General features: G+C 70.9%; 23 protein-coding genes. 13 read left to right on the top strand and 10 right to left on the bottom strand.

All coding sequences use genetic code 11. The annotated features are described in order from the left end of the window. The first annotated feature begins 63 nt into the window (after nucleotides 1–63). Both C2L58_RS17730 and C2L58_RS17725 read left to right on the top strand, forming a co-directional pair. A complete protein-coding gene (locus tag C2L58_RS17730; protein WP_103338692.1) occupies nucleotides 64–990 on the top strand; it encodes a hypothetical protein in 927 nt (308 codons plus the stop codon). 84 nt (nucleotides 991–1,074) lie between these two features. After that, complete coding sequence (locus C2L58_RS17725; RefSeq protein WP_103338691.1) at nucleotides 1,075–1,872, top strand: DUF1684 domain-containing protein; 798 nt, start codon at nucleotides 1,075–1,077, stop codon at nucleotides 1,870–1,872. A 16-nt stretch (nucleotides 1,873–1,888) separates the two neighbouring features. On the opposite strand, the gene C2L58_RS17720 is transcribed toward C2L58_RS17725, so the two are convergent. Beyond that, the gene (locus tag C2L58_RS17720; RefSeq protein WP_103338690.1) at nucleotides 1,889–2,380 is read right to left on the bottom strand and encodes an AMIN-like domain-containing (lipo)protein; all 492 of its coding nucleotides are present in this window, start codon (nucleotides 2,378–2,380) and stop codon (nucleotides 1,889–1,891) included. 293 nt (nucleotides 2,381–2,673) lie between these two features. Here C2L58_RS17720 and C2L58_RS49245 point away from each other — a divergent pair, with 293 nt between their 5' ends. Further along, nucleotides 2,674–2,832: a hypothetical protein gene (locus tag C2L58_RS49245; protein WP_158264135.1), complete on the top strand. Its 159-nt coding sequence runs from the start codon at nucleotides 2,674–2,676 to the stop codon at nucleotides 2,830–2,832. Nucleotides 2,833–2,917: 85 nt separating this feature from the next. Here C2L58_RS49245 and C2L58_RS17715 read toward each other — a convergent pair whose 3' ends face one another. Then, nucleotides 2,918–3,595, bottom strand: a complete 678-nt coding sequence (locus C2L58_RS17715) for an MBL fold metallo-hydrolase (protein ID WP_103338784.1) — start codon at nucleotides 3,593–3,595, stop codon at nucleotides 2,918–2,920. Between the two features lie 110 nt (nucleotides 3,596–3,705). Here C2L58_RS17715 and C2L58_RS17710 point away from each other — a divergent pair, with 110 nt between their 5' ends. Both C2L58_RS17710 and uvrA read left to right on the top strand, forming a co-directional pair. Continuing rightward, the gene (locus tag C2L58_RS17710; protein WP_103338689.1) at nucleotides 3,706–4,911 is read left to right on the top strand and encodes an acyltransferase family protein; all 1,206 of its coding nucleotides are present in this window, start codon (nucleotides 3,706–3,708) and stop codon (nucleotides 4,909–4,911) included. Nucleotides 4,912–5,021: 110 nt separating this feature from the next. Continuing rightward, nucleotides 5,022–7,886, top strand: coding sequence for an excinuclease ABC subunit UvrA (uvrA, locus tag C2L58_RS17705; RefSeq protein WP_103338688.1), 2,865 nt, complete (start codon nucleotides 5,022–5,024; stop codon nucleotides 7,884–7,886). 3 nt (nucleotides 7,887–7,889) lie between these two features. Here the strand turns inward: uvrA and C2L58_RS17700 are convergent, their stop codons facing one another. Further along, nucleotides 7,890–8,432: a fibronectin type III domain-containing protein gene (locus C2L58_RS17700; RefSeq protein WP_103338687.1), complete on the bottom strand. Its 543-nt coding sequence runs from the start codon at nucleotides 8,430–8,432 to the stop codon at nucleotides 7,890–7,892. Between the two features lie 226 nt (nucleotides 8,433–8,658). On the opposite strand from C2L58_RS17700, the gene C2L58_RS17695 reads away from it, so the two are divergent. The 4 genes from C2L58_RS17695 to C2L58_RS17680 all read left to right on the top strand — a co-directional run bounded on the left by C2L58_RS17695 (nucleotide 8,659) and on the right by C2L58_RS17680 (nucleotide 11,020). Continuing rightward, on the top strand, nucleotides 8,659–9,162 hold the full coding sequence (locus tag C2L58_RS17695; protein ID WP_103338686.1) for a hypothetical protein: 504 nt from the start codon (nucleotides 8,659–8,661) through the stop codon (nucleotides 9,160–9,162). 145 nt (nucleotides 9,163–9,307) lie between these two features. Then, entirely contained in the window at nucleotides 9,308–9,859 is a 552-nt protein-coding gene (locus tag C2L58_RS17690; RefSeq protein ID WP_026469270.1) for a sigma-70 family RNA polymerase sigma factor, read from the top strand. Further along, on the top strand, nucleotides 9,856–10,572 hold the full coding sequence (locus tag C2L58_RS17685) for an anti-sigma factor family protein (RefSeq protein WP_103338684.1): 717 nt from the start codon (nucleotides 9,856–9,858) through the stop codon (nucleotides 10,570–10,572). Before C2L58_RS17690 ends, C2L58_RS17685 begins: the two co-directional genes overlap by 4 nt. Before the next feature lie 4 nt (nucleotides 10,573–10,576). Then, on the top strand, nucleotides 10,577–11,020 hold the full coding sequence (locus tag C2L58_RS17680; protein WP_103338683.1) for an SRPBCC family protein: 444 nt from the start codon (nucleotides 10,577–10,579) through the stop codon (nucleotides 11,018–11,020). Here the strand turns inward: C2L58_RS17680 and C2L58_RS17675 are convergent. Beyond that, entirely contained in the window at nucleotides 11,008–12,447 is a 1,440-nt protein-coding gene (locus C2L58_RS17675) for a DHA2 family efflux MFS transporter permease subunit (protein WP_103338783.1), read from the bottom strand. The genes C2L58_RS17680 and C2L58_RS17675 overlap by 13 nt on opposite strands. A gap of 121 nt (nucleotides 12,448–12,568) precedes the next feature. On the opposite strand from C2L58_RS17675, the gene C2L58_RS17670 reads away from it, so the two are divergent. Further along, nucleotides 12,569–12,970 (top strand): winged helix-turn-helix transcriptional regulator, encoded by a 402-nt coding sequence (locus tag C2L58_RS17670; protein ID WP_103338682.1) that lies wholly within the window; start codon nucleotides 12,569–12,571, stop codon nucleotides 12,968–12,970. Nucleotides 12,971–13,068: 98 nt separating this feature from the next. Here the strand turns inward: C2L58_RS17670 and C2L58_RS17665 are convergent, their stop codons facing one another. Further along, complete coding sequence (locus tag C2L58_RS17665) at nucleotides 13,069–14,415, bottom strand: cation:dicarboxylate symporter family transporter (protein ID WP_103338681.1); 1,347 nt, start codon at nucleotides 14,413–14,415, stop codon at nucleotides 13,069–13,071. A gap of 172 nt (nucleotides 14,416–14,587) precedes the next feature. Here C2L58_RS17665 and C2L58_RS17660 point away from each other — a divergent pair, with 172 nt between their 5' ends. Then, entirely contained in the window at nucleotides 14,588–16,162 is a 1,575-nt protein-coding gene (locus tag C2L58_RS17660; RefSeq protein ID WP_103338680.1) for an ATP-binding protein, read from the top strand. Next, nucleotides 16,159–16,827 (top strand): response regulator, encoded by a 669-nt coding sequence (locus C2L58_RS17655; protein ID WP_103338679.1) that lies wholly within the window; start codon nucleotides 16,159–16,161, stop codon nucleotides 16,825–16,827. The genes C2L58_RS17660 and C2L58_RS17655 overlap by 4 nt, the downstream gene beginning before the upstream one ends. A 4-nt stretch (nucleotides 16,828–16,831) precedes the next feature. Here the strand turns inward: C2L58_RS17655 and C2L58_RS17650 are convergent, their stop codons facing one another. After that, nucleotides 16,832–17,479, bottom strand: a complete 648-nt coding sequence (locus C2L58_RS17650) for a hypothetical protein (protein WP_146073617.1) — start codon at nucleotides 17,477–17,479, stop codon at nucleotides 16,832–16,834. Between the two features lie 47 nt (nucleotides 17,480–17,526). On the opposite strand from C2L58_RS17650, the gene C2L58_RS17645 reads away from it, so the two are divergent. Beyond that, nucleotides 17,527–19,317 (top strand): M64 family metallopeptidase, encoded by a 1,791-nt coding sequence (locus C2L58_RS17645; RefSeq protein ID WP_233225777.1) that lies wholly within the window; start codon nucleotides 17,527–17,529, stop codon nucleotides 19,315–19,317. On the opposite strand, the gene C2L58_RS17640 is transcribed toward C2L58_RS17645, so the two are convergent. The 4 genes from C2L58_RS17640 to C2L58_RS17625 are packed head-to-tail and all read right to left on the bottom strand — an operon-like array spanning nucleotide 19,318 to nucleotide 23,747. Further along, nucleotides 19,318–20,685, bottom strand: a complete 1,368-nt coding sequence (locus C2L58_RS17640; protein ID WP_103338677.1) for a beta-N-acetylhexosaminidase — start codon at nucleotides 20,683–20,685, stop codon at nucleotides 19,318–19,320. It abuts the gene before it with no gap. Nucleotide 20,686: 1 nt separating this feature from the next. Next, nucleotides 20,687–21,535 (bottom strand): carbohydrate ABC transporter permease, encoded by an 849-nt coding sequence (locus C2L58_RS17635; RefSeq protein WP_103338676.1) that lies wholly within the window; start codon nucleotides 21,533–21,535, stop codon nucleotides 20,687–20,689. Further along, entirely contained in the window at nucleotides 21,526–22,473 is a 948-nt protein-coding gene (locus C2L58_RS17630) for a carbohydrate ABC transporter permease (protein WP_103338675.1), read from the bottom strand. The genes C2L58_RS17635 and C2L58_RS17630 overlap by 10 nt, the downstream gene beginning before the upstream one ends. Continuing rightward, nucleotides 22,473–23,747 (bottom strand): extracellular solute-binding protein, encoded by a 1,275-nt coding sequence (locus C2L58_RS17625; RefSeq protein WP_103338674.1) that lies wholly within the window; start codon nucleotides 23,745–23,747, stop codon nucleotides 22,473–22,475. The genes C2L58_RS17630 and C2L58_RS17625 overlap by 1 nt, the downstream gene beginning before the upstream one ends. Between the last annotated feature and the right edge of the window lie 37 nt (nucleotides 23,748–23,784).

Here is a 23,784-nt window from a genome sequence, read left to right as displayed (position 1 = left end):
GTGGGCAAATCTTCCGCGGGCGGACGAGGGGGTGGGACGACGGAAGAGCACACTTCCCCGTTCGTGCGCGAACTGAACGAACTGCGCCGCGGCCGCGGTCTCGACGCGGCGGACCTGCACCAGCGGATCGGCCCCTGCCTGCGGGCGGCGTGCGCGATCACCGAAACCGACCAGCCCGCCGCCGCGCGCCAGAAGCTGGTGCTGCGGCTGACCGAGCTGTGCGGGCGGCTGCCGGCCGACCTGAAACTGGCCGCGCTGGCGGCACTCGGCCTGCACGAGGAGGCCGCGGGGGAGTTCCTCGACCGGCGGATCTCGTGGCTGGCCAGCGTCCTCGACCGCGACCCGCGCACCGCCCGCCGCCGGATCGACCTGGCGTTCCGCAGGCTCGACGAACTGCTCGGCGCGCCCGCGCCCCGCAGCGACCTGCACCCGCTGGCCGGCTGGTACGTCGAGTCGATGAAGGCGATGCTCCGGCTCGACCGCGACCCGCCGGAACTGGCGGAGGAACGCCGGATCGTCGCGGAGGTCGACGAGCTCGACGAGCTGGTCCTGCCGTTCAGCGTGCCGGCCGAGCCGGGCAGCGACCCGGTGCCGGACATCACCGCGGACGCGCTGTTCGGCGGCGAAATCGTCGAAGCGCGCCAGATGTCGGCCAGCCACGCGCAGTTCATCATGCGGCTGCCGAGCCCGCTGCGGCTCGGCCAGCGCCACGAGTACGGCATCCGGTTCACGCCGCGGCGCACGGAACTGCGGCCGTACTACGCCATGACGCCGTTGCGCCGCTGCGAGCAGTTCTCGGTCCGGGTCCGGTTCGACCGGGCGGCACCGCCGTCAAGGGTGTGGCGCCTCAACGGCGTCCCGGGCCGGGTGGTCGACGACGGCATCGACTCGGGCGACGCGCTGACCGTCAACCGGGTCGGCGAGGTCGGCCTCGAGTTCCACGACCTGCACCAGGGCCTGAGCTACGGGCTGCAGTGGTCCTTCGACTGAGGTGGGCGTCCGGATACTGGGACGCGGAATAGCGGCGCGAGCAGCGGGTTGGCAAGGTCGTAGCCGACGGAAAAGGGGCCCGCGATGAGCACGTTCACCCAAGAGTGGCAGGACTGGAAGACGCGGCGCGAGACCGACCTGGCCGAGCCGCACGGCTGGCTGGCGCTGGTCTCGCTGGACTGGCTGACGGACGCTCCCCGGGAGTACCCCGGCATCCCGGGCCGCTGGTGGCAGGACGCCGACGCGGCCTACGCCGACGCGGCCTACGTCGACCCGGCCGGCGCCTCGCTGACCCACGACGGGGAACCGATCACCGGCGTCCGGCGGTTCGAGCTGGTCAACAGCGGCGCGGGCACCCGGGTGCTGGCCGGTGACGTCGAGATCGAGGTGGCCCGCCGGTCGGGGTACCTGATCCGCGTCCACGACCCCAAGGCCGAGGTGCTGCGCGAGTTCCACGGCGTCCCGGCGTACGAGCCGTCGCCGTCCTGGGTGCTGCCCGGGCGGTTCGAGCCGTTCGACTCGCCGCGGCCGACGACGGTCGGCGCCGTGGTGGAGGGCCTGAGCCACGTCTACACGGCACCTGGCCTGGTCCACTTCTCGCACCAGGGCGCGTCGTACACGCTGACCGCGTTCAACGGCAAGGACGGCGGCTTCAGCATCCTGTTCACCGACGGCACGAGCGGCGTGACGACGTACGCGGCCAACCGCTCGCTGCCGGTCGGGGCACCGGCAGCGGACGGGTCGGTCGAGCTGGACTTCAACCGCGCGGTGAACCTGCCCTGCGCGTTCACGGACTTCGCGACGTGCCCGCTGCCGCCGGCGGGCAACCACCTGCCGTTCGCGGTCGAGGCGGGGGAGAAGATCCCGTACGAGCGCGGGTGACTTCCCCGCCTGCCGCTCAGTGGGCGACGTCGATGACGACGCGGTTGGGTGCGGAGAGCGTGAAGACGTTCACCGCGGTCCGCGACCGCACGCCGAGCCCGATGTTCAGGCTCGCCTCGAAGTCCCCGGTGACGGCGACGGCCATGACGTTGTGCAGGTTCCGCGTCCGGAACTTCTGCGGCCCAGTGTAGGTCGGGTTCCCGGCGGTATCGTGCGCGGCCGCGGGGAAGGCGGCGACGTTGATGAAGTATTCCCCGGTGAGCCACACGATCTCGCCGCTCGGGTCGGCGGTGAGCTCGTCGACGAGCTGGTAGGAGACGGCGGGAGCGGGCCCGCTCCCGAGGTCGAGCACGACCCGGTCGAACCCGGCGTTGAGCCCGGTCCGGATGTTGGTGAGGGTGGGAATGACGGGATCGGCGGCCTGCGCGGGCCCCGCGGCGGCGAGGATCCCGCTCCCGGCGATCAGCAGGGTGACGGCGGCGAGCGCACGTCGTCGGGTTCTGGGCATGGTGGCCTCCTGACGGAGAGAACCGATGGGAGTCCCAGCGCTGGGTTTCCGGGAGACGCCCGGTTCGTCCGGTGAGTTGCCCCAGGTCCGGCTTTGACGGCTCAAGCGTTACCCGGCTGCTCCGTCCGAGTCCGTGGGGTCGTCGACGATCCCCCACCAGAGGACGTCACAGGCTCGCGTCGCCGCGACGAGGCGTTGCCGGTCGCGCAGCTCTGGGCAACTTCCTCTGGGCAACTTCGGAGACTCGATGCGTAGGCTCACCGGTTGCGGATCGGCGAATCCGGCGGAGTTCGGTGGGAGATCAGCGGGACCTCATCGAGCAGGACCCCGGTTTCCAGGCGTGGTCCGGCACGAAGGAGGAGCGCCTCCGTCGCATCGCAGCCGAGACCGAGGCCCTCGGGCGGCTGCCGGAGACCGGCGAGGTCGCCTGGATCCACGACCCTTCGGCCTGATACCGAACAGGCGCCGATCTCCGGTGGCGTGCCCCCGATCATGCTCGGCTCGCCGGCACCGATGCGGGCCGGCCCGCCGCTCAGCTCACCAGCCGCGCTCGCGCCACTCCGGCAGCTTCGGCCGCTCCGCACCCAGCGTCGAATCATCCCCGTGGCCCGGGTAGAACCACGTCTCGTCAGGCAGCTCCCCGAAGATCCGCGTCTCCACATCGTCCAGCAACGACGTGAAGTCCTCCGGCGACGCCGTCTTCCCGACCCCGCCCGGGAACAGCGAGTCCCCGGTGAACAGGTGCGGGTGACCACCCGGATCCCGGTACAGCAGCGCGATCGACCCCGGCGTGTGGCCGCGCAGGTGGATCACCGACAGGGTGACCTGCCCCACCGTCAGCGTGTCGCCGTGCTCGACCAGGAAGTCCGGCGGGACCGGCAGCGGCGGTGCGTCCAGCGGGTGGGCCGCCGTGTTGGCTCCGTTCGCTCCCGCCACCGCGCCCAGGGCCTGCCAGTGGTCCTGGTGCTGGTGGGTGGTGACGACCGTCCGCAACGCGGGCCGCTCGGGGCCGTGGCCGATCAGGTCGGAGATGCGCTCGGGGTCGCTCGCCGCGTCGATCAGCAGCGCTTCGTTCGTCTCCCGGCACACCAGCAGGTACGCGTTGTTGTCCATCGGGCCGACGGACAGCTTGGTGACGGTGAGCGCGTCCAGGGTGCGCCGGGCGGCGTCGCCGCCCGGGTCGACGTGCCCGGTGTAGGTGTCCACGATGTTCACCGTGCACACGGTAGTCGTTTCGTTCCAAGCGGTTCCACCCGCACAAGCGCGCGGCCACCCCGCCACGTAGGCTCACGGCGGACCCCGCCAGCCCCGACCTCAGGACGACCGTGCCCACCTCCCCGACGCCGCGCCGGATCAGCTGGGACCTCCTCCGGGTCGTCGCCGTCCTCGCGGTCATCCTCGGGCACGTCACCCACCAGGGTGCCCTTCTCCACCCCGAGCTCACGGGGTACCCCTTCCGGGTGACAGCGCAGTTCGGCGCCGCGATCCTGCTGGTGATCTCCGCCTTCTTCGTTTGCGCCAGCCTCCGCAAGGGCAATCCGCGCCGGTGGCTGTGGAACCGCGTCGCGCGCCTCGTACCCGCGTACCTGGTCGCCGTCCTCGTGACCTACGTCGTGACGCGGTGGGCGGCCATCTCCTTCAGCGGCCTGCCCTACCCGCCCGGCGTCATCGGGTTCCTGTTCGGCGTGCCGCAGGGACCGCCGGCGAATCCGTCGCCCTGGTACATCCCGACCGGGCTGGACCTGGTCACCAACCTCGGCATGGTGCAGGAGTGGGGCATCCGCTCGGGCGACTTCTACTACCTCGACGGCTCCTACTGGACGCTGCCGGTCCAGCTGATGGCCTTCACCGGCGCGGCCCTGCTGTGGCCGCGGTCGTGGCGCACCCACCGGCTGACCGTCGCCCTGCTCTGGGCGCTGATCCTCGTCCCGCTCACCCTCCGGTTCCTCGTCTTCCCGCCGGGGACGGCGAGCCCGGTCGTCGAGACGTTCTTCTACGGCCTCGGCCTGCACCGGCTGCACGTCTTCGCCATCGGCGTCGCGATCTGGCTGTGGTCGCGGGGGCGGCTCGAGAACTGGCACGCCGCGCTCTTCGTGGTCGCCGCCGTCGCCGCGCAGGACCTGCAGGTGTTCCCGTTCCACGTCGCGCTGCCGCAGGACGCGCTGCGCTGGCCGTCCACGATCGGGTTCGCCGTCCTGCTCCTGCTGGTCTGCGTGGCCGCCCGCGGCCCCGACTGGCGGTTCCCCGGGCTGGCGCGGATCGCCCCGGCCGTCACCTGGCTCGCGGGCATCTCGTATGGTCTTTACCTGGTGCACCAGGAACTGGGTTACATCCTGGCCCGTGCCCTGGTCGACGCCGGCCTCCCCGGCTGGCTGCGGCTCCCCGTGATCCTCGTCGCCGCCGTGCTGGCCGGCTGGGCGGTCACCGCGGGGGTCGAACGTCCGGCCCACCGGTGGCTCACCAGCCGCCGGAAGCCCGAAGAACCGCAGGTCAGAGGCGCGGAATCAGTTTCTGTCGGTGGTGGCTCGTAGCATGGAAGCGGCCGCCCGTGCAGCCAGCTCGAGAGAGCAGCTCGAGAGAGCACAGACCGGGCCGGCGACCGCAGCAGAATGACTTGAGAATGACCTGAGAGGACCCTGGCGTGGCTGATCGCCTCGTTGTTCGCGGTGCCCGCGAGCACAACCTCCGCGGCGTGGATCTCGACCTGCCCCGCGACAGCCTGATCGTGTTCACCGGCCTGTCCGGGTCGGGGAAGTCGAGCCTCGCCTTCGACACCATCTTCGCCGAAGGGCAGCGGCGCTACGTCGAGTCGCTCTCGGCGTACGCCCGCCAGTTCCTCGGGCAGATGGACAAGCCCGACGTCGACTTCATCGAGGGCCTCTCGCCCGCGGTGTCGATCGACCAGAAGTCGACTTCGCGCAACCCGCGTTCGACTGTGGGCACGATCACCGAGGTCTACGACTACCTGCGCCTGCTCTACGCCCGCGCCGGCAAGGCGCACTGCCCCACGTGCGGTGAGCCGATCAGCAAGCAGACCCCGCAGCAGATCGTCGACCAGGTGCTGGAGATGGACGAAGGCGTCCGCTTCCAGGTGCTCGCGCCGGTGGTGCGCGGGCGCAAGGGCGAGTACGTCGACCTGTTCGAGAACCTGCAGCAGCAGGGCTACGCGCGCGTGGTCGTGGACGGCACGGTCCACGCGCTCACCGACCCGCCGAAGCTGAAGAAGCAGGAAAAGCACCAGATCGCCGTGGTCATCGACCGGCTGAGCGTCAAGTCGAGCTCGCGCCAGCGGCTCACCGACTCGGTCGAGACGGCGCTGCGCCTGGCCGACGGGCTGATCGAGCTCGACTTCGTCGACCTCCCGGAGAACGACCCGCACCGGATCCGCGGCTTCTCCGAGAACCTCGCCTGCCCCAACGGCCACCCGCTGGCCATCGAGGACCTCGAGCCCCGCTCGTTCTCCTTCAACTCGCCCTACGGCGCCTGCCCCGAGTGCACCGGCATCGGCATCCGCAAGGAGGTCGACCCGGAGCTGGTGGTCCCGGACGACGAGCTGTCGCTGGCCGAGGGCGCGATCGCGCCGTGGTCGGGCGGGCAGAGCGCGGACTACTTCATCCGGCTGCTCGAGTCACTGTCGGAGACCATCGGCTTCCGGATGGACACGCCGTGGCGGCGGCTGCCGGCGCGCGCCCAGAAGGCGGTGCTGCACGGCGTCGACGAGCAGGTCCACGTCCGCTACAAGAACCGCTACGGCCGCCAGCGCTCGTACTACGCGGCCTTCGAAGGCGTCATCCCGTTCCTCGAGCGGCGCCAGGAGCAGACCGAGTCCGAGTACATGCGCGAGCGGTACGAGGGCTACATGCGCGAGGTGCCGTGCCCGGCCTGCCAGGGCACCCGGCTCAAGCCGGAGATCCTCGCGGTGACGCTGGCGCACAAGACCCGCGGCGACATGTCCATCGCCGAGGTCTGCGCGCTGTCCATCGCGGAGGCGTCGCAGTTCCTCGACGAGCTGGAGCTGGGGCAGCGCGAGGCGATGATCGCCGGCGCGGTGCTCAAGGAGATCCAGGCCCGCCTGCGCTTCCTGCTCGACGTCGGCTTGACGTACCTCTCGCTCGACCGCGCGTCGGCCACCCTTTCGGGTGGTGAAGCCCAGCGCATCCGGCTGGCGACGCAGATCGGTTCCGGCCTGGTGGGCGTGCTGTACGTGCTGGACGAGCCGTCGATCGGCCTGCACCAGCGCGACAACCACCGCCTGATCGAGACGCTGACCCGGCTGCGCAACCTCGGCAACACGCTGATCGTCGTCGAGCACGACGAGGACACCATCCGCTCCAGCGACTGGGTGGTCGACATCGGCCCGGGCGCCGGCGAGCACGGCGGCCACATCGTCCACAGTGGACCGTACAAGAAGCTGCTCAAGAGCAAGGACTCCCTGACCGGGCAGTACCTGTCCGGCCGGCGGAAGATCGAGGTGCCGGCGATCCGGCGGCCGATCGACAAGAAGCGGCAGCTGACCGTGGTCGGCGCGCGCGAGCACAACCTGCGCGGCCTCGACGTCTCGTTCCCGCTCGGCTGCCTGGTCTCGGTCACCGGCGTCTCCGGCTCGGGCAAGTCGACGCTGGTCAACGACATCCTCGCGACGGTGCTGGCGAACAAGCTCAACGGCGCCCGCCAGGTGCCGGGCCGCCACACCCGCGTGAACGGCCTCGGCCACGTCGACAAGCTGGTGCGCGTCGACCAGTCGCCGATCGGGCGGACCCCGCGGTCCAACCCGGCCACCTACACCGGGGTCTGGGACCACGTCCGCAAGCTGTTCGCGGCGACGACCGAGGCGAAGGTCCGCGGTTACCAGCAGGGCCGGTTCTCGTTCAACGTCAAGGGCGGCCGCTGCGAGGCCTGCGCCGGCGAAGGCACGATCAAGATCGAGATGAACTTCCTGCCGGACGTCTACGTCCCGTGCGAGGTCTGCAAGGGCGCCCGGTACAACCGGGAGACCCTCGAGGTGCACTACAAGGGCAAGACCGTCTCGGACGTGCTCGACATGCCCATCGAGGAGGCCGCGGAGTTCTTCGAGCCGATCAAGGCCATCCACCGCCACCTGCAGACGCTGGTGGACGTCGGCCTCGGCTACGTCCGGCTCGGCCAGCCGGCGCCGACGCTGTCCGGTGGTGAGGCGCAGCGCGTCAAGCTGGCCAGCGAGCTGCAGAAGCGCTCGACCGGCAAGACGGTGTACATCCTCGACGAGCCGACGACCGGTCTGCACTTCGAGGACATCAACAAGCTGATCGGCGTGATCAACGGGCTGGTCGACAAGGGCAACTCGGTGATCGTGATCGAGCACAACCTCGACGTGATCAAGACCTCCGACTGGATCATCGACATGGGCCCCGAGGGCGGCTCCGGCGGCGGCCAGATCGTCGCCGAGGGCACGCCGGAGCACGTCGCCGAGGTCGAGGGCAGCTACACCGGCGAGTTCCTGCGGACGGTGCTCACCCCGGCCGAGTAGCGGCTACCGCTCCTTCCCGGTGGTCTGGTGGACCACCGGGGAGAGCGGGCCGTAGTGCAGCGCCCGGAGCCGGTAGGCGGACTTCTCCTCGCCGGGCAGGAGTGAGAGCGCACACGTCGTCACGTTCGGCTCGGTCACCTCGACCGGGTCGTAGTCCGGCGCGCCCGGACGCCGGATCTCCAGGAGGAACCCGGCTTCGTCCGGTGAGCGGTCGGCCCAGGTGAACGTGGCCGTGTCGCCGGAAACCACCGTGCGCACCTCCGTCGAGACCGGACCGGTGAACGGCTGTTCCCGGTAGTAGAACGGCGTCTCCGGGATCAGGTCCGGGTGGTGGTAGCTCGTCGTGTGCGCCGGGAGGAACCGCAGCGTCGTCCACGGCCCGGCCGGGTCGTTCGCGTATTCGATCCGGTGGCCGGCCCCGTCGTCCGGCCAGCTCAGCACGATGTCCGTCGGGGTGGTCAGGGTTGCCGTGAACGAAGGCGCCGGCGCGGAGCCGGAGCAGCCCGCGGCCAGCAGCGCCACCAGGACGAAGGGTTTGACGGGCACGGCGGCCTCCCGGATCGGGCGGGGGCGGCGGTGCGGACGTGATCAGCTTAGGAACTCCGCCCGCACGGCGACAAGATCGTGCCGATCACCGGGACTGACCAATCCGGCGGCGAACCGGCACCGAATGGGGCGAAAACCGGGCTGAACCGTTTTTCGGCCACGCCCGTGTTGTGAGGTATCGAGGTCCGCCGGATGGCGGAGCCGCCCTCACCGAGGAGAGAACGTCATGAACCGTATCGGGCCGGTGGTCGCCAGCGCGGTGGCGCTCGTCGCCGTCGCATCGTTGTCCGCCTGTGGCGACATGGCCGACGGTGCCCAAGGACCGCAACACGGGGAGCCGGGGCACAAGATGCTGCAGGTCGGCACGATCAACGGTGTCGGCGCGGTGGTCACCGACGCCGACGGCAAGACGCTCTACCGGTTCGACAAGGACCTCTCCCAGCCGCCGACGTCCAATTGCGACGGCGAGTGCGCGACGTCCTGGCCGCCGATGCTCGCCGGGGTGGCCACGCCGATGCTCAAGGGCATCCAGGACACCCAGGTGGGCACCGCGACCCGCAAGGACGGCACCAAGCAGATCACCCTCAACGGCTGGCCGCTGTACGAGTACGCGGGCGACAAGGTGGCGGGCGACATGAACGGCCAAGGCGCCAACGGCACGTGGTTCGCCGTCGCGCCGGACGGCAGCAAGATCACCGCGGGCGGCAAGGCCGGCGGCGCCGGGTCCTGACAGACGACGGTTTCCGGGCAGAACGAGGAAGGACGGGCAGCCGATGAACACCATGGTCGCGCTGCGCTCGACGCACGCACCGCCGGTGGAGCTGAGGGTTGCACTACTGTCCTCGACGACTCAGAACACCGTCGGGAGGACGAGGGTGGCCATAGGAGGCAGGCGGCCTAAGAAGGCCAAAGGTGAAGACCTCATTCGGCAGCTGTACGCCGAACACGGGCGAAGCCTGCTGGCCTACGCGACGAGGCTGACCGGGGATCGTGCGGCAGCCGAGGACGTGGTCCAGGAGACGCTGGTCCGGGCGTGGAAACACGCCGACGACCTGCAGAACGACGGGAAAGGCTCGGTGCGCGGCTGGTTGCTGACCGTCGCGCGCAACCTGGTCACCGACCGGGCACGGGCCCGTGCGGCACGGCCACAAGAGGTGGCCGAACCGGCCGAAGGCGTGCCGACCCCGGCCGTCGAGCGTGACCACGCCCAAGGGGTGGTCGACTCGATGACCGTGCTCGGGGCGATGGACGGGCTGTCCAACGAGCATCGAGAGGTCCTGGTGGAGATCTACTACCGGGGACGGACGGTGGCCGAAGCGGCGAGAACACTGGGCGTCGCACCGGGTACCGTGAAATCAAGGTCTTACTACGCACTACGAGCACTCAGAGCAGCGATGATTTCGAGCGGAACGGAGGTGGCGCGATGAACTCGGTGGACGAGAGTCACACGCAGCTCGGCGCGTACGCCCTCGGCGCGCTCGATCCCGGTGAGGCGGCCGACTTCGAGCGGCGGCACCTGCAGACCTGCGCGCAGTGCCGGTTCGACCTGAACGAGCTCGTGGCCCTGCGCGACTCGCTCGACGAGGTACCGCCCGAGGCGTTCCTCGACGGGCCGCCCGAGGGCGGGGACCTGCTGCTGCAGAAGACCTTGCGCCGGGTGCGCGACGAGGAAGAGCGCGTGGCTCCGGCCCGCAGTGCGCCACGCCGGGGCCTGGCCCTGGTCGCGGCGGCGGTGCTGGTGGTGGCCGCCCTCGGCGGCGGCGTGCTGGTGGGCCGCCAGACGGCCGAGTCACCGAATCAGGCGCTTCCCGCGCCGCCACCGTCGAACGTGCCCGGCACGAAGACCGTCGAAGGGCGGGATCCGACGACCGGCGTGCAGCTGGCCGCATCGATCATCCCGTTCCAGGGCTGGGTCAAGACGGACGTCAGCGTCAAGGGCGTCAAAGCCGGCGAGAAGTGCCTGCTCCAAGTGGTCACCAAGGAAGGCAAAGCGGTGACCGCCGGCAGCTGGCAGGTGTCGGAGAAGTGGGAGAGCCAGGGCTTCAACCTCGACGGGTCGGCGCTGGTCGCCCCCGACGACGTGAAGTCGGTCGACATCGTCACGGTGGACGGCCGGAAGCTGGTCTCGGCCCAGGTATGACGTCGTGACGGGGACGCGCTACCGGTTCCGCAGCACGTGGCTGCTGCCGGAAACCGTGCCCGAGCGGGTGTTCGGCGTGGTCACCGACCTCGCCGGCTACCCGAGGTGGTGGTCGGACGTCCGCGCGGTGCGCCGCGTGGACGACGACACCGCCGAGCTGGTTTGCCGGTCCCGGCTACCGTTCCGGATTGTCGTCCGGATGCACCGGGACCTCCAGGACGAGCGCATGGGCCTGATGCGGGTCAGGCTCAGCGGCGACCTCGACGGGACCCTGGCGGGAGCGGTCCGCGCGGCGGGCGCGGGCACGCTGCTGGAGATCACCCAGGACGTCCAGGCCCGTAAGGAGTTGCTGCGGCGCTTCGACACGGTGGCCCGGCCGCTCTTCCGCGCGAACCACGCGCTGATGATGCGGCGGGGCCACCGTGGGCTTTCGGCCTACTTGACCTGACCGGCGATGCAGGCCTCCGGCTCCGAAACCGCCGGGGCCGCCGGGGCGACCTTCCGGGTGCGGCGGGTCAGGAGCACGCCGCCCAGCGCCACCGCCGCGATCAGGAAGCCCGCGCTGACCCCGTAGGCCAGCCGGAACCCCGCCGCCAGGGCTTCGCGGTGGTCCAGCGCGCCGAGGCTCTCCGTGCGGGAGGCGGCGACCGCGGCCAGCACCGCCGTGCCGACGGCCGCACCGACCTGCTGGGTCGTGTTGATCAGGCCCGACGCCACGCCCGCGTCCGCGGCCGGGACGTCCGCCATCGCCAGGCCCATCAGCGCCGGGATGGCCGCGCCGGCGCCGAGACCCATCAGCAGCAGTGGCGGCAGGACGTCGGCGAAGTAGGCACCGTCCACCGAGACGCGGGTGAGCAGCAGCAGGCCGGCGATCACCAGGCCCAAGCCGCCCAGCAGCACCGCCCGCGGGCCGAACCGCGCCGCGAGCTTGCCCGCGAAGCCCAGTGACGCCACCGCGATCACCAGCGGCACCGGCAGGAACGCGACGCCGGTCCCCAGCGCGTCGAGGCCGAGCACCTGCTGCAGGTACAGCGCCGTGACGAACTGGAAGCCGAGCATCCCGGCGACCATCAGCACCATCACCACGTTCGCGCCGGCCACCGCGCGGATCTTGAACAGCCGCAGCGGTAGCAACGGCGTCCGCGCCTTCGCTTGCCGCACCCCGAAAGCCGCGAGCAGGACGACGGCCGCGATGAGCGCGGCCCAGGACGACGACGAAATGCCGTACACGCCGAGCATCACCGCGGCGGTGACGAGGACCGCGCCGAGCACGTCCAGCCCCTCCCGCAGGCCGGTGCCGCGGTCGGCCTCGACCACCCGCACGGCCAGCAGCAGCGCCGCCACGCCGATCGGCAGGTTGACGTAGAACGTCCAGTGCCAGCTCAGCGCCTGGGTCAGCGCGCCGCCCGCGATGAGCCCGATCGACGCGCCCGCCGCCTGCGTGAAGCTGTAGACGCCGATCGCCTTCGCGCGGGCCCGGGGCTCGGGGTACATCGTGACGATCATCCCGAGCACCACGGCCGACGCCAGCGCGCCGCCGACACCCTGGACGAACCGTGCCGCGACCAGGACGCCCGCGTCCGCGGCCAGGCCCGCGACCAGGGAGGCGCCGGTGAACAGGCCCAGCCCGCCGAGGAAGACGCGGCGGCGGCCGAGCAGGTCGCCGAGCCGCCCGGAGAGCAGCAGCAGGCCGCCGAACGCGACCAGGTAGCCGGTGAAGACCCAGGAGAGCCCGGCGGGCGTGAAGCCGAGGTCGGCCTGGATCGCGGGCAGTGCCACGGCGACGATGCTGCTGTCGAGCACGACCATCAGCGAGGCGGCGCACAGCACCGCCAACGCGAGGCCGCGGGAGCGGGTGGGGTGGTTCTCGGGCACGTTGTTGTCGAATGGCACAGTGGGCCCCTCCAGTCGAGAGTTTCCTGGTCGACGCCAGGGCACTTCTTGTAACAGTGCCCATCATGTGTGACCATGGGTGCCCGCGTAAGGAGGCACTTCCATGTCCCAGGGGAACATCGGTGTACCTGTCCAGGTCACCGAGATCGACCCGGAGAAACTCGACGTCTGCACGGTGCTGGAGGTCATCAACCGGATCAGCGGCAAGTGGGCGATCGGCATCCTCCTGGAGGCCATCCGGGGCCCGGTGCGGTTCACCGAGCTGGAACGCTCGGTCGCCGGCATCAGCCGCCGGATGCTGACCCTGACCCTGCGCAACCTCGAGCGTGACGGCCTGCTGGACCGCACGATCTACCCGACCGTCCCGCCGCGCGTGGAGTACGAAGCCACGCCGATGGCGAAGGAGCTGTACCAGTCGTTGAGCGGGTTGCTCGGCTGGGCGGAGCAGCACCGCGACGACATCGCCGCCGCCCGCGTCGTCTACGACGCTCAAGCCGCCGGCTGAAGACGTGGAACGGGCCGCGGTGCGAGGTCGGGGGGACTCGCACCGCGGCCCGCGGTGGTTCGTGCTCAGCGGGGGCATGAGCACGAACGTTCAGGAGGTCAGGCTTTCGCCGCCACTTCCTCGGGCTCGGGTTCGCGCTCCTCGTCGATCAACGTGGCTTCGTCGAACGGGGCGTTCCCGGCGAACACGCGTTCCGCCTGTTCGCGGTCGAACTCCTTCGTCCAGTTTCCGATGAGGACGGTCGCGACGGCGTTGCCCGCGAAGTTGGTCAGCGCACGCGCCTCGGACATGAACCGGTCGATGCCGAGGATGAACCCGACGCCGTTGACCAGTTCCGGCCGGTGCGACTGCAGGCCGCTGGCCAGGGTCGCGATGCCGGAACCGCTGACGCCGGCCGCACCCTTCGACGCGATGATCATGAAGACGAGCAACCCGATCTGCGCGCCGAGCGACAACGGCTCGTCCTGGGCCGCGGCGATGAACAGCGTCGCCATGGTCAGGTAGATCGCCGTGCCGTCCAGGTTGAACGAATACCCGGTGGGCACGGTGATGCCGACGACCGACTTGCCGACGCCGAGGTGCTCCATCTTCGCGATCAGCCGCGGCAGCGCCGATTCCGACGACGACGTCGAGAGGATCAGCAGGAACTCGCGGCCGAGGTAGCGGAGCAGGTGCCAGATGTTCACCCGCGCGCCGAGCCACAGCACCAGGCCGAGGATGACGAACACGAACACCAGGCAGGTCACGTAGAAGCCGATCATGATCACCGCGAGGCTCTTCAGCGCCGCCCAGCCGGTCGCCCCGACCACGGCGGCGATCGCGCCGAACGCGCCGATCGGCGCGGCCCACATGATCATCGCCAGGACCCGGAACACCAGGCGCTGGATGTGCTCGACACCGCGCAGGATCGGCGCGCCCTTCGGGCCCAGCTTCTGCAGCGCGAACCCGACGAGCAGCGCGACGAGCAGCGTCTGCAGGACCTGGCCCTCGGTGAAGGCGGAGACGAACGTCTTCGGGATGATGTGGAGCAGGAAGTCGACCGGGCCTTCGGAGCCGGTGGCGGACTTCTGGACGCTCTTCACGTCGGCGGGGTTGAGGTGCAGCCCCTCACCCGGGTGCAGGATGTTGCCGACGACCAGGCCGATGGCGAGCGCGAAGGTCGACATCACGATGAAGTAGACCAGCGCCATGATGCCGACCTTGCCGACCTTGGCCGCCTTGGCGACCGAGCCGACGCCGATCACGATCGTGCAGAAGATGATCGGCGAGATCATCATCTTGATCAGGTTGACGAACCCGTCGCCCAGCGGCTTGAGGCCCTTGGCGAAACCGGGGAAGAGAAAGCCCACCAGGATCCCGAGCAGGACCGCGACGATCACGGCCAGGTACAGGTAGTGGGTCTTGTCGCGACGGCGTGGCGCCGCGTCGGGGGTCGGTGTCGGCACCGTTGCCTCCAGCTAGGGGTGTCCAGGTTGCGGCACACTGTAGGCCGAGTTCGGTGATCCGGCTCACTTGTGTTCATTGAGTTCGTGTGATGATCGCGTCGCGTGGAGATCGCACTGTCCCGTTCGGACATCGGCTCGCGCGGTGTGCTGGTATGAGGAGGTGTCCCCGACGTTGCGGTCCCATTGGAGCCTGGCGCGCCAGCTGCTCGTGCTGCAGCTCGTGGTGCTCTGCGTATTGGCGGGCGCCGGGATCACGTTCGCCTGGATCGACGCGCAGCACGCGGTGGACGAGAACGCGCGCGACCAGGTCCGCGTGGTCGCCTTGACGGTCGCCGACGCGCCCAGCGTCGTGGCGGCGGTGGGCGCGCCGAACCCGAGTGCTGCGCTCCAGCCCTTCGCTCAGCGCGTGAAGGACCACACCCAGGTCGACTTCATCACGATCATGAGCCCGGCCGGAATCCGCTACACGCACCCGACTCCGGCGCTGATCGGGCAGTCCTACATCGGCAACATCGCCAAGGCGCAGCGCGGCGAGGAGTTCACCGAGACCTACACCGGCTCCCTCGGCCCGTCGGTGCGCACGGTCGAGCCGGTGTTCGACGCCGGCCACCGGGTGATCGCGCTCGTCGCGGTCGGGATCACCGTCAAGGCGATCTCGGCCGAGCTGCGCGAACGGCTGTGGCCGCTGTTCGGCGTGGCGGGTGCGGTCGTGCTGGTCGGGGCGCTGGGCGGCTGGCTGATCAGCGCCCGGCTGCGGCGCCAGACCCGCGGCGTCGCGCCGGACGAGCTGAGCAACCTCTTCGAGTACCACGAGGCCGTCCTGCATTCGGTCCGCGAAGGCGTGCTGCTCGTCGGCCGGGACGGGCGGATCGGCCTCTGCAACGACGGCGCGCGCACGCTGCTCGGCCTCGACGCCGATCCGGTCGGCCGCGACCTGGCGACGCTGGGCCTGCCGGACGGGCTGGCCGAGGCGTTCACGTCGGCGGAGAACCGGGCCGAGGAACTGCACCTGACCGACTCGCGCGTGCTGCTGGTCAGCACGACCGCCGTCCGCTCGGGCGGCCGTTCGCAGGGCACCGTCGTCGTCCTGCGCGACCACACGGAACTGCAGTCGCTGACCGGCGAGCTGACCACCGCCCGCGGCCTCGCCGAGGCGCTGCGGTCGCAGGCGCACGAGGCCGCGAACCGGCTCCACACGGTCGTTTCCCTCGTCGAGATCGGCAAACCCGAGCAGGCCGTCGAGTTCGCCACCGCCGAGCTCGCCCTCGCCCAGGAACTGACCGACCGGGTCGTCGGCGCGGTCGCCGAGCCGGTGCTCGCCGCGCTGCTGCTGGGCAAGGCCGCCGAAGCGAGCGAGCGCGGGGTCGAGCTCACCGTCACCCCGGACACCGTGATCGACGACGTCTCGCACGGGATCGAGGCCCGCGACCTGGTGACGATCCTCGGCAACCTGATCGACAACGGCCTCGACGCGGCCGTGCGCGGCGGCGGCAAGCCGTCGGTCGTCGTCACCGCCCGCACCGACGACGACGGGCTGCTGCTGCGCGTCGCCGACACCGGGCCCGGCGTGCCCGAGGACGCCGACGTGTTCCGCCGCGGCTGGTCGACGAAGGCGGAGGACGGCCACGGGCTCGGGCTCGCGCTCGTCGGGCAGGCGGTGCGCCGCTACGGCGGTACGGTCGAGGTCGGCCGGGACGCGGGCGCGGTGTTCACCGTGCGGCTGCCGCGGCAGGAGGCGGGCCGGTGATCCGGGTGCTGGTGGTGGAGGACGAGCCGGTGGCCGCGGAGGCGCACCGCGTCTACGTCGAGCGGCTCCCCGGCTTCGCGGTGGCCGGCGTGGTCCACTCCGGCGGCGACGCGCTGCGGTTCTGCGAACGCGAGCCGGTCGACCTGGTGCTGCTGGACTTCTACCTGCCGGACACGCACGGGCTGGCGGTGTGCCGGTCGCTGCGCGCGGCGGGACTGCCGATCGACGTCATCGCGGTGACGTCGGCGCGCGACCTCGCCCTGGTCAAGGCGGCGGTGTCGGTCGGGGTGGTGCAGTACCTGCTCAAGCCGTTCACGTTCGCGACCCTGCGCGAAAAGCTCGAGCGCTACGCGGAATTCCGCGACGCGTCCGGCGAGGTCACCGGCCAGGCGGAGATCGACCGGGCCCTCGGGGCGTTGCGCACGACCGAGCAGCCCCCGCTCCCGAAGGGCATGAGCGTCCAGACCCTGGAGGCGATCACCGACGCCCTTTCCGGTGCGGCGGAGGGACTTTCGGCCGGCGCGGCGGCCAGCGCGATCGGCGCGTCCCGCGTGACGGCACGGCGGTACCTGGAGTACTTGGCGGACAACGGGATGGCCCACCGAGAGCCGCACTACGGCCAGGTCGGCCGCCCGGAAGTCTGGTACCGGCTGACTCGCGTATGACGACTTACAGCCGGTCGAGCAGGAGCTGCGCGATCTTCGGGTAGACGTCCGACCGGGTGGGCCACAGGTGGAATTCGGCCAGCCGTGTCTCGCCGTGGCCCTTCTTCCCGACCAGGATCATGACGTCCCCGCCCTGGCCCGCGCCGCTCAGGGCGCAGGTGCGGGCGGTGGCTTCCATCCCGGCGATCGGGGTCGCGGGCTTGTCGCAGTCCGTGGTCCACTCCTTCAGCAGCGACGCGAACTGCCCGGTGCCCGGGATGACGGTGACGAACAGGTCGTGGATCTGCAGCCCGCCGGTCCGGCTGGCGTAGGCGCAGTGGTAGGTGGTGATTCCCGGCCGCTTGTCCGGTGCTTCTTCGACGGCGTAGGCATCGATGTGGGCGCTCATCGCGGCGCTGGCGTCGGTGACTCCGAGGAACGGGCACGCCGAGGTGACCTTGTCCGGCGAGTGCGGCGGCGGTGGCTGCGGTGTGGTCGGCGCCGGCGAGCCCGGCCCCGGACCCAGCGCCGGCGCATCCGAGACCGGAGCCGGCTTCGGAGACGAAACCGCCGGCGTGGGCGGTGCGGTCTGCGCGATCGGTTCGGCGGCCGAGCACGCGGTCAGCAGCACGAACACGCCGGCCGCGATCGAGATTCCCCCTCGATTCCCCATCCGGTCAGCATAGCCCCGACTTCCGGCGGGTTCCGGCGTTTCGACGGGTGCGGTACACCGGAAAGATCGCCGACCAGGGGAGTGCCGCCATGCGGAAGTGGGCCGGGTTCGTTGCCGCGCTCGTCTTGACCGCCGGGATCGCCGTCCCGGCCCACGCCGCCGAGCCGGCCGCGAGCGTCACCGAGGTCCAGGTGACCGGGCCGGTCGCGCAGCGGTTCAACCTCGTCGTCCTCGGGGACGGCTACACCGCCGCCGAGCAGCCGAAGTTCTTCGCCGATGTCGAGCGGCACGTCAGCACCCTGTGGTCGCTCGAGCCGTTCAAGTCCTACCGCAGCTACTTCAACGTCTACGCCGTGTCCATCGCCTCTCCGGAATCCGGTGTGGACTGTGACCCTTCCCTCGACGCGCCGCACCGGAACACCCCGCTGGACATGGGTTTCTGGGGCGGCTGCAACGCCCAGAGCGTGCAGCGGCTGCTGACCGTCGACGACGCGGCCGCCCAGCGGTACGCCGATCTCGTGCCCGGCACGACGCCCGCGAACCGGCAGATCCTGGCGCTGGGCAACAGCTCCACCTACGGCGGCGCGGGCGGCACCTACGCGACGGCGTCGGGCGGGAACGCGCTGTCCGCGCTCATCTCGCCGCACGAACTCGGCCACTCGCTCGGCGGCCTCGACGACGAGTACGACTACTACGCCCGCGGAGTTCCGGGCGGCGCGTACGAGGGCGGCGAGCCGGACTCGGTCCACCACACCCTGCTGACCGAGCCGCAGATGCGCGCCCAGCACGCGAAGTGGTGGCGCTGGCTCGGCGAACCCAGCGAGTCCGGCGGCACGATCGGCCGCTTCGAAGGCGGGCTGGACACCCAGACCGGCGTGTGGCGGCCGAGCAGGCACTCGATGATGAAGACCCTCGGCTACGCGTTCGACCAGGTCGGCCGCGAACGGATGACGCAGCGGATCGCGGCGAAGGTGCCGCTCATCGCCGGTGGCACCCCGGCCGGGACGATCGGTGCCGACCGCGTCGTCTGGGTGCGCCCGTTGCACCCGGTGAGCCACCGCCTCGACGTCCGCTGGACCCTCGACGGCGTTGCGCTGCCCGGCCGGAACGCGGTCGACCTGCGTCGCGCGCACCTGCGCCCCGGCCGCCACACGCTGACGGCGACGGTGACCGATCCGACGCCGTTCGTCCGCGACCCCGCCGTCCGCCCGTCGGCGACCCGCACCTGGACGGTCGACACGGCGGTGGTCACCCCGCCCGCCGGCGGCCCGGCGGTGGTGGCGTCGACGCCGGTTTCGCGCCCGGTCGGCGGCCACGACGTGGTCTACGTCGAAACCGGCGAGCCGACCGGCTCGATCCCGGAGGTCCGGTGGGCGCTCGACGGCCGCCCGGCCGGAACCGGGTCCGACTTCGCCCTCGACGCCTCACGTGGCGCGCACACGCTCACCGCGACGACCGGCGGCACGACGCTGACCTGGCCGGTGGACGCCACGGGCCCGACGACCACGGCCGAGCTGCCCGAGGGCAGCGTGTACCACGGTTCGTTCACGATGCGCCTGAAGTCGCCGGACGGAATGCCGGAGTTCCGCGTCGACGGCGACGGCTGGCACAAGTACTACGGCTGGCCGACGGACCCGGCGGCACCGTACCTGTTCACCCCGCGCGGCACGGAGATCGACGGCCTGGCGTACGGCAACCTCGGCGAGGGTGGCCTGACGGTGTCGCCGTTCTCGGAGCGCAAGCCGGGGTACGGCACGCACCGGATCGAGTACCGGTCCATCGACGCGGCCGGCAACGTCGGCCCGACCCGGTCGGTCACGGTGACGCTGCTGCCGTGATCACCGCGGCCGGCCCGGCACGCCCGGCCGCAGCTGCCAGGGGTGCGGCCCGTCCAGCGGCCGGTACTCCACGCCGAGCGCGTCCAGGCGGGGCAGGTGGTGGTCGCGCAGCCGAGGCAGGAACTCCGCGTAGTCCCGTGGTCCCGCGCTCCAAGCCACCTCCGCGAACGCCGACAACCGCGGGAACGCCATGTAGTCCACCCGCCGGACACTGTCCAGGTGTTCGCTCCACACCTGCGCCTGCACCCCGCGCAGCCGCGGCCCGCTCAGCGCCGGCTCGTACGCGTACACGTCCTCCAGCGTGTGCACCTCCCCGACCGGGATCGGCTCGTCGGGCTGGTCGGACTGCCGGTGGTCCAGGTAGACGTGCTGCTCCGGGCACATCACCACGTCGTGTCCCACCGAAGCCGCCCGCAGGCCCGCGTCCTCGTTGCGCCAGGCCGCGATCACCATCGGCGGGAGGCCGTCGGTGTCGAGGACCTCGTCCCAGCCCATCGGGGTGCGGCCGCGGGCCACCAGGTGCTCGGCCAGCTGCCGGACGAACGCGCGGTGCTCGTCGGTCGCGCCCGGTGTCTCGTCGCCGCCCAGGGCGATCACCGGGGACGGGAAGATCTCCAGCAGGTGGTCGAACACCTGCCGGAAGAAATCCAAAGTGGACTCCACCGGCGACAGCAGTGAAGTGCTGATGCCCCAGGCGGTCCAGACCTCGTAGGACGACGAAGTCCCCAGCGAAGGGTAGGCCGCCAGCGCCGCCCGCGCGTGGCCCGGGATGTCGATTTCCGGCACCACCGTGATGGCCCGCGAAGCGGCGTAGGCGACGATCTCGCGCAGGTCGTCGCTCGTGTAGAACCCGCCGTGCGGACGGCCGTCCTGGACACCTCCGCTGCCTGCCATCGACGACGGCCGCCAGCCGCCCACCGACGTCAGCCGGGGGAACGCCGGGACCTCGAAGCGCCAGCCCTGGTCGTCGGTGAGGTGCAGGTTCAGCACGTTCAGCTTGTGCGCGGCCAGCAGGTCGACGAACCGGAGCACCTCGGCCTTGGTCCGGAAGTGCCGGGCCACATCGAGCAGGCAGCCACGCCACCCGAACCGCGGATGGTCCTCGACCACGCCGCACGGCAGCGACGAAGGCGCGAACCCGGCCACCCGGAACGCGGCCGGTCCCGCCAGCTGCCGCAACGTCTCCCGCCCGTGGCACTCCCCGGCGGCATCGGCCGCCTCCAAAACCACGCCGGAGGGGGAAATCGTGAGCCGGTACCCCTCCGGTGGCAAGGAAGCCGGCCGGATCTCCACAGTGGACGGCCAGGGGCACGAACCCGGCGTGGGCGTCACCGAAACCGGGCGGGGGAGCAGGGTGTCGAAAGCCATATCAGCCCTTCACGGCGCCGGCCATGCCGGACACCAGCCGTCGTTGGACGAGGACGAAGAACACCAGCACCGGGATCGTCATCAGCGTCGACGACGCCATCACCGCGCCCCAATCGGTGTCCTCCGGCTTGAAGAACACCAGGATCGCCTGCGGCAGCGTCTGGTTCTCGGTCTTGGAGACGATGAACGTCTTGGCGAACAGGAAGTCGTTCCACGCGTGGATGAACGCGAGCACGCTGACCGCGACCAGCCCGGGCGCCACCAGCGGGAACAGGATCTGCCAGGTGAACCGCATCCGCGACGCACCATCGAGAGCCGCTGCGTCTTCCAGCTCCACCGGCACCGCGGCGACGAACCCGCGCAGCATCCAGATCGCGAACGGCAGGCTGAACGCCAGGTGCACCAGCACCAGCGAACCCAGCTCGTTCAGCCCGAAAGCCGGCACCGCCGCGCCGAGGGACCGCATCAGGAAGAACAGCGGGATGGTCAGCGCCTCCACCGGCACCATCTGGGCGACGAGCGTCATCACCAGCAGCACGGTCCGCCCCTTGAAGGAAAACCGCGTCAGAGCCACCGCGGAGAGGAACGACAGCAGTAGCGACAGCGCGACGACGACCAGGGCCACCACCAAACTGTTCACGAAGAACCGCCCGAAGCCCGAAACCGTGAGGACGCGCGAGAAGCTGTCGAACGACGGGCTGAAGGTCCAGGGCTTCGGGTTCGCCGACTGGATCTCGCCGGGCGGCTTCACCGCCGACAGCACCATCCAGTACAGCGGGAACGCGATCACTCCGGCGAGCACGACCGTGACGACTTCGGCGGCCAGCCGCCCGGGACGTTTCACAGCCATGCCGCGCTCCGGCGCTGCGTCCGGACGTACAACCCGGTGACCGACAGCAGCAACAGCGTCATGACGACTCCGATCGCCGAGCCGAGGCCGTATTCCTGCCCGGCGAAGGCCTGCTGGTAGGCGTAGACGTTGAGGACCAGGTTGCGCCCGGCCACGCCGCCGCCGTTGGTCATCACGTAGATCTGGGTGAACACCTTGAAGTCCCAGATGATCGACTGGACGGTGGCGATCATCAGCAGCGGCCGCACCATCGGCAGCACGATCGTCCACGTCGTGCGCCACGCCGACGCGCCGTCGAGCGACGCGGCTTCGAGGACCTCGTCCGGCACGCCCTTGATCCCGGCGTACATCGTGACCAGCACGAACGGGAACGAGCACCAGATCACCTCGGCCGCGACCAGCCCGAAGGCGCCGAGCGTGCCGAAGGTCCAGGAGTGGTGCTCGAACGGCAGCCCGAGGCCCGACAGCACCTCGTTGACCAGGCCGAAGTCGGTGTCGAAGAGGAACAGCCAGACGTAGGAGCCCGCGATCGCCGGCGTCGACCACGCGCCCAGCGCGGCCAGGAACAGCAGCGTCCGGGGCAGCGAGCGCACCCGCGAAGCCAGCACCGCGAGCCCGGTGCCGACGACGAGCGAACCGGCGACGCAGGCCGCGGCGAATCCGACCGTGTTGCCGAGCACGGTCCAGAACTGCGCCTGGGACAGCAGGTCGGCGTAGTTCGCGAAGCCGAGGAACACCAGCGGTGCGTTGCCCGCGGCCTGCGGCTGGCCGTAGTCGTAGAAGGAGATCAGGACCAGCTGGTAGATCGGGTAGGCCAGCAGCGCGGCGAGCAGGACGCCCGCCGGGGCGAGGTAGAGCGCGGCGGCCCGGCCGTCTTCCTTCCGCCTCGGCCGCCGCGCGGGCGCCGTGACGGAAGGGGCTTCCTGGACCGTCACCACTAGCCGAAGGCCTTGTTCATCGCCGCGGCCGCGTCCGCCAGGGCCGCCGACGGGTCCTTCCCGCCGGTCGCGATCTGCTGCACGGCCGTCGGCAGCACGTTCTGGCTGTCGATCTTCGACCACGCCGGCGTCGCCGGGACGAATTTCGTGCCCGCCTTCAGGGTGTCGACGAACGGCTTGAGGAACGGGTCATTCGCGGCGAGCTTCTGCTGCACCCCGCTCAGCGTCGGCAGGTTGCCCATCGCGGTGTACATCTTCTCCTGGTACTTCGCGCCGCCGAGCAGCTCGACGAACTCCAGCGCCAGGCCGCGGTGCTTGCTCGCCTTGAACACGCCCAGCAGGTTGCCCCCGGCGAACGCGGGCGCGGTGCTGCCCGCCGCGGTGCCCGGGAGCGGCACGACGGCGTACTTGCCCTTCACCGCGCCCTGCTCGACGGCCTTGCGGTTGAAGTCGCCGCCGATGGTCATCCCGGCCTTGCCGCCGGCGAACGCCGTGACGCTTTGCGTGCCGGTCAGGTTGGCGCACTGGGCGGGCGGGCAGATGTCGTCCTTGAGCAGGTTCGCGTACTGCGTCACGCCGGCCTTCGCCTGCTCACCGGTGACGGTCGACGTCCACTTGCTCCCCTGCTCCTGCGCCAGCTCCCCGCCGTTGGCCCAGAGGAAGGGCAGCATCGCGTAGGTGTACTTGCCGCCGACGGCGATGCCGTAGAGGTCCGGCTTGGCGGCGCGGATCCGGCGGGCGGTGTCGGTCAGCTCGGCCAGCGTCGCCGGCGGCTTCAGGCCGAGCTCGGTGAAGACGTCGGTGCGGTAGTACAACGCGCGGATGCCGGTGTACCAGGGGAGACCGTAGGTCTGGCCGCCGGACTTCGCGGTGTCCAGCACGGTCGGGATGAGGTCCTTGCCCTCGGGCCACGCGGCGAGGTCGCCGGTCAGGTCGGCCAGCGCCCCGGTGGCCGCGTAGTTCGAGACGTCGGTGTTGCCGAACTCGGCGACGTCCGGGGCGTTGGCCGCGTCGTTGAAGGCACCGGAGAACTTGTCGGCGCGGCCCTCGACCGGCACCCACTGGACGTCGACCTCGACGCCGGCGTGGGCCGCCTTGAACTCGGTGATCGCGTCCTTGACCGCGGCCTCCTTCGGCGCGCGGTTGGCCTCGTCGAACAGCCAGACGCGGACGGTGCCGGTCTTGTCGTCCGCGCCGCCGCCCGCGGGTGCGGACTGGGTGGGCGCGCAGCCGGCCAGCAGGGCCAGCGCAGCGACGAACGGCAACAGTCTCATGGGGGAACCTCCCGTAGGTGCCCTCGTGAGTGGTAAG

The sequence above is a fragment of the Amycolatopsis sp. CA-126428 genome (assembly GCF_002904335.1).
Taxonomy (GTDB): domain Bacteria; phylum Actinomycetota; class Actinomycetes; order Mycobacteriales; family Pseudonocardiaceae; genus Amycolatopsis.
Note: the sequence above shows the minus strand (reverse complement) of the source record. Positions and strands in the feature narration are given on the sequence as shown.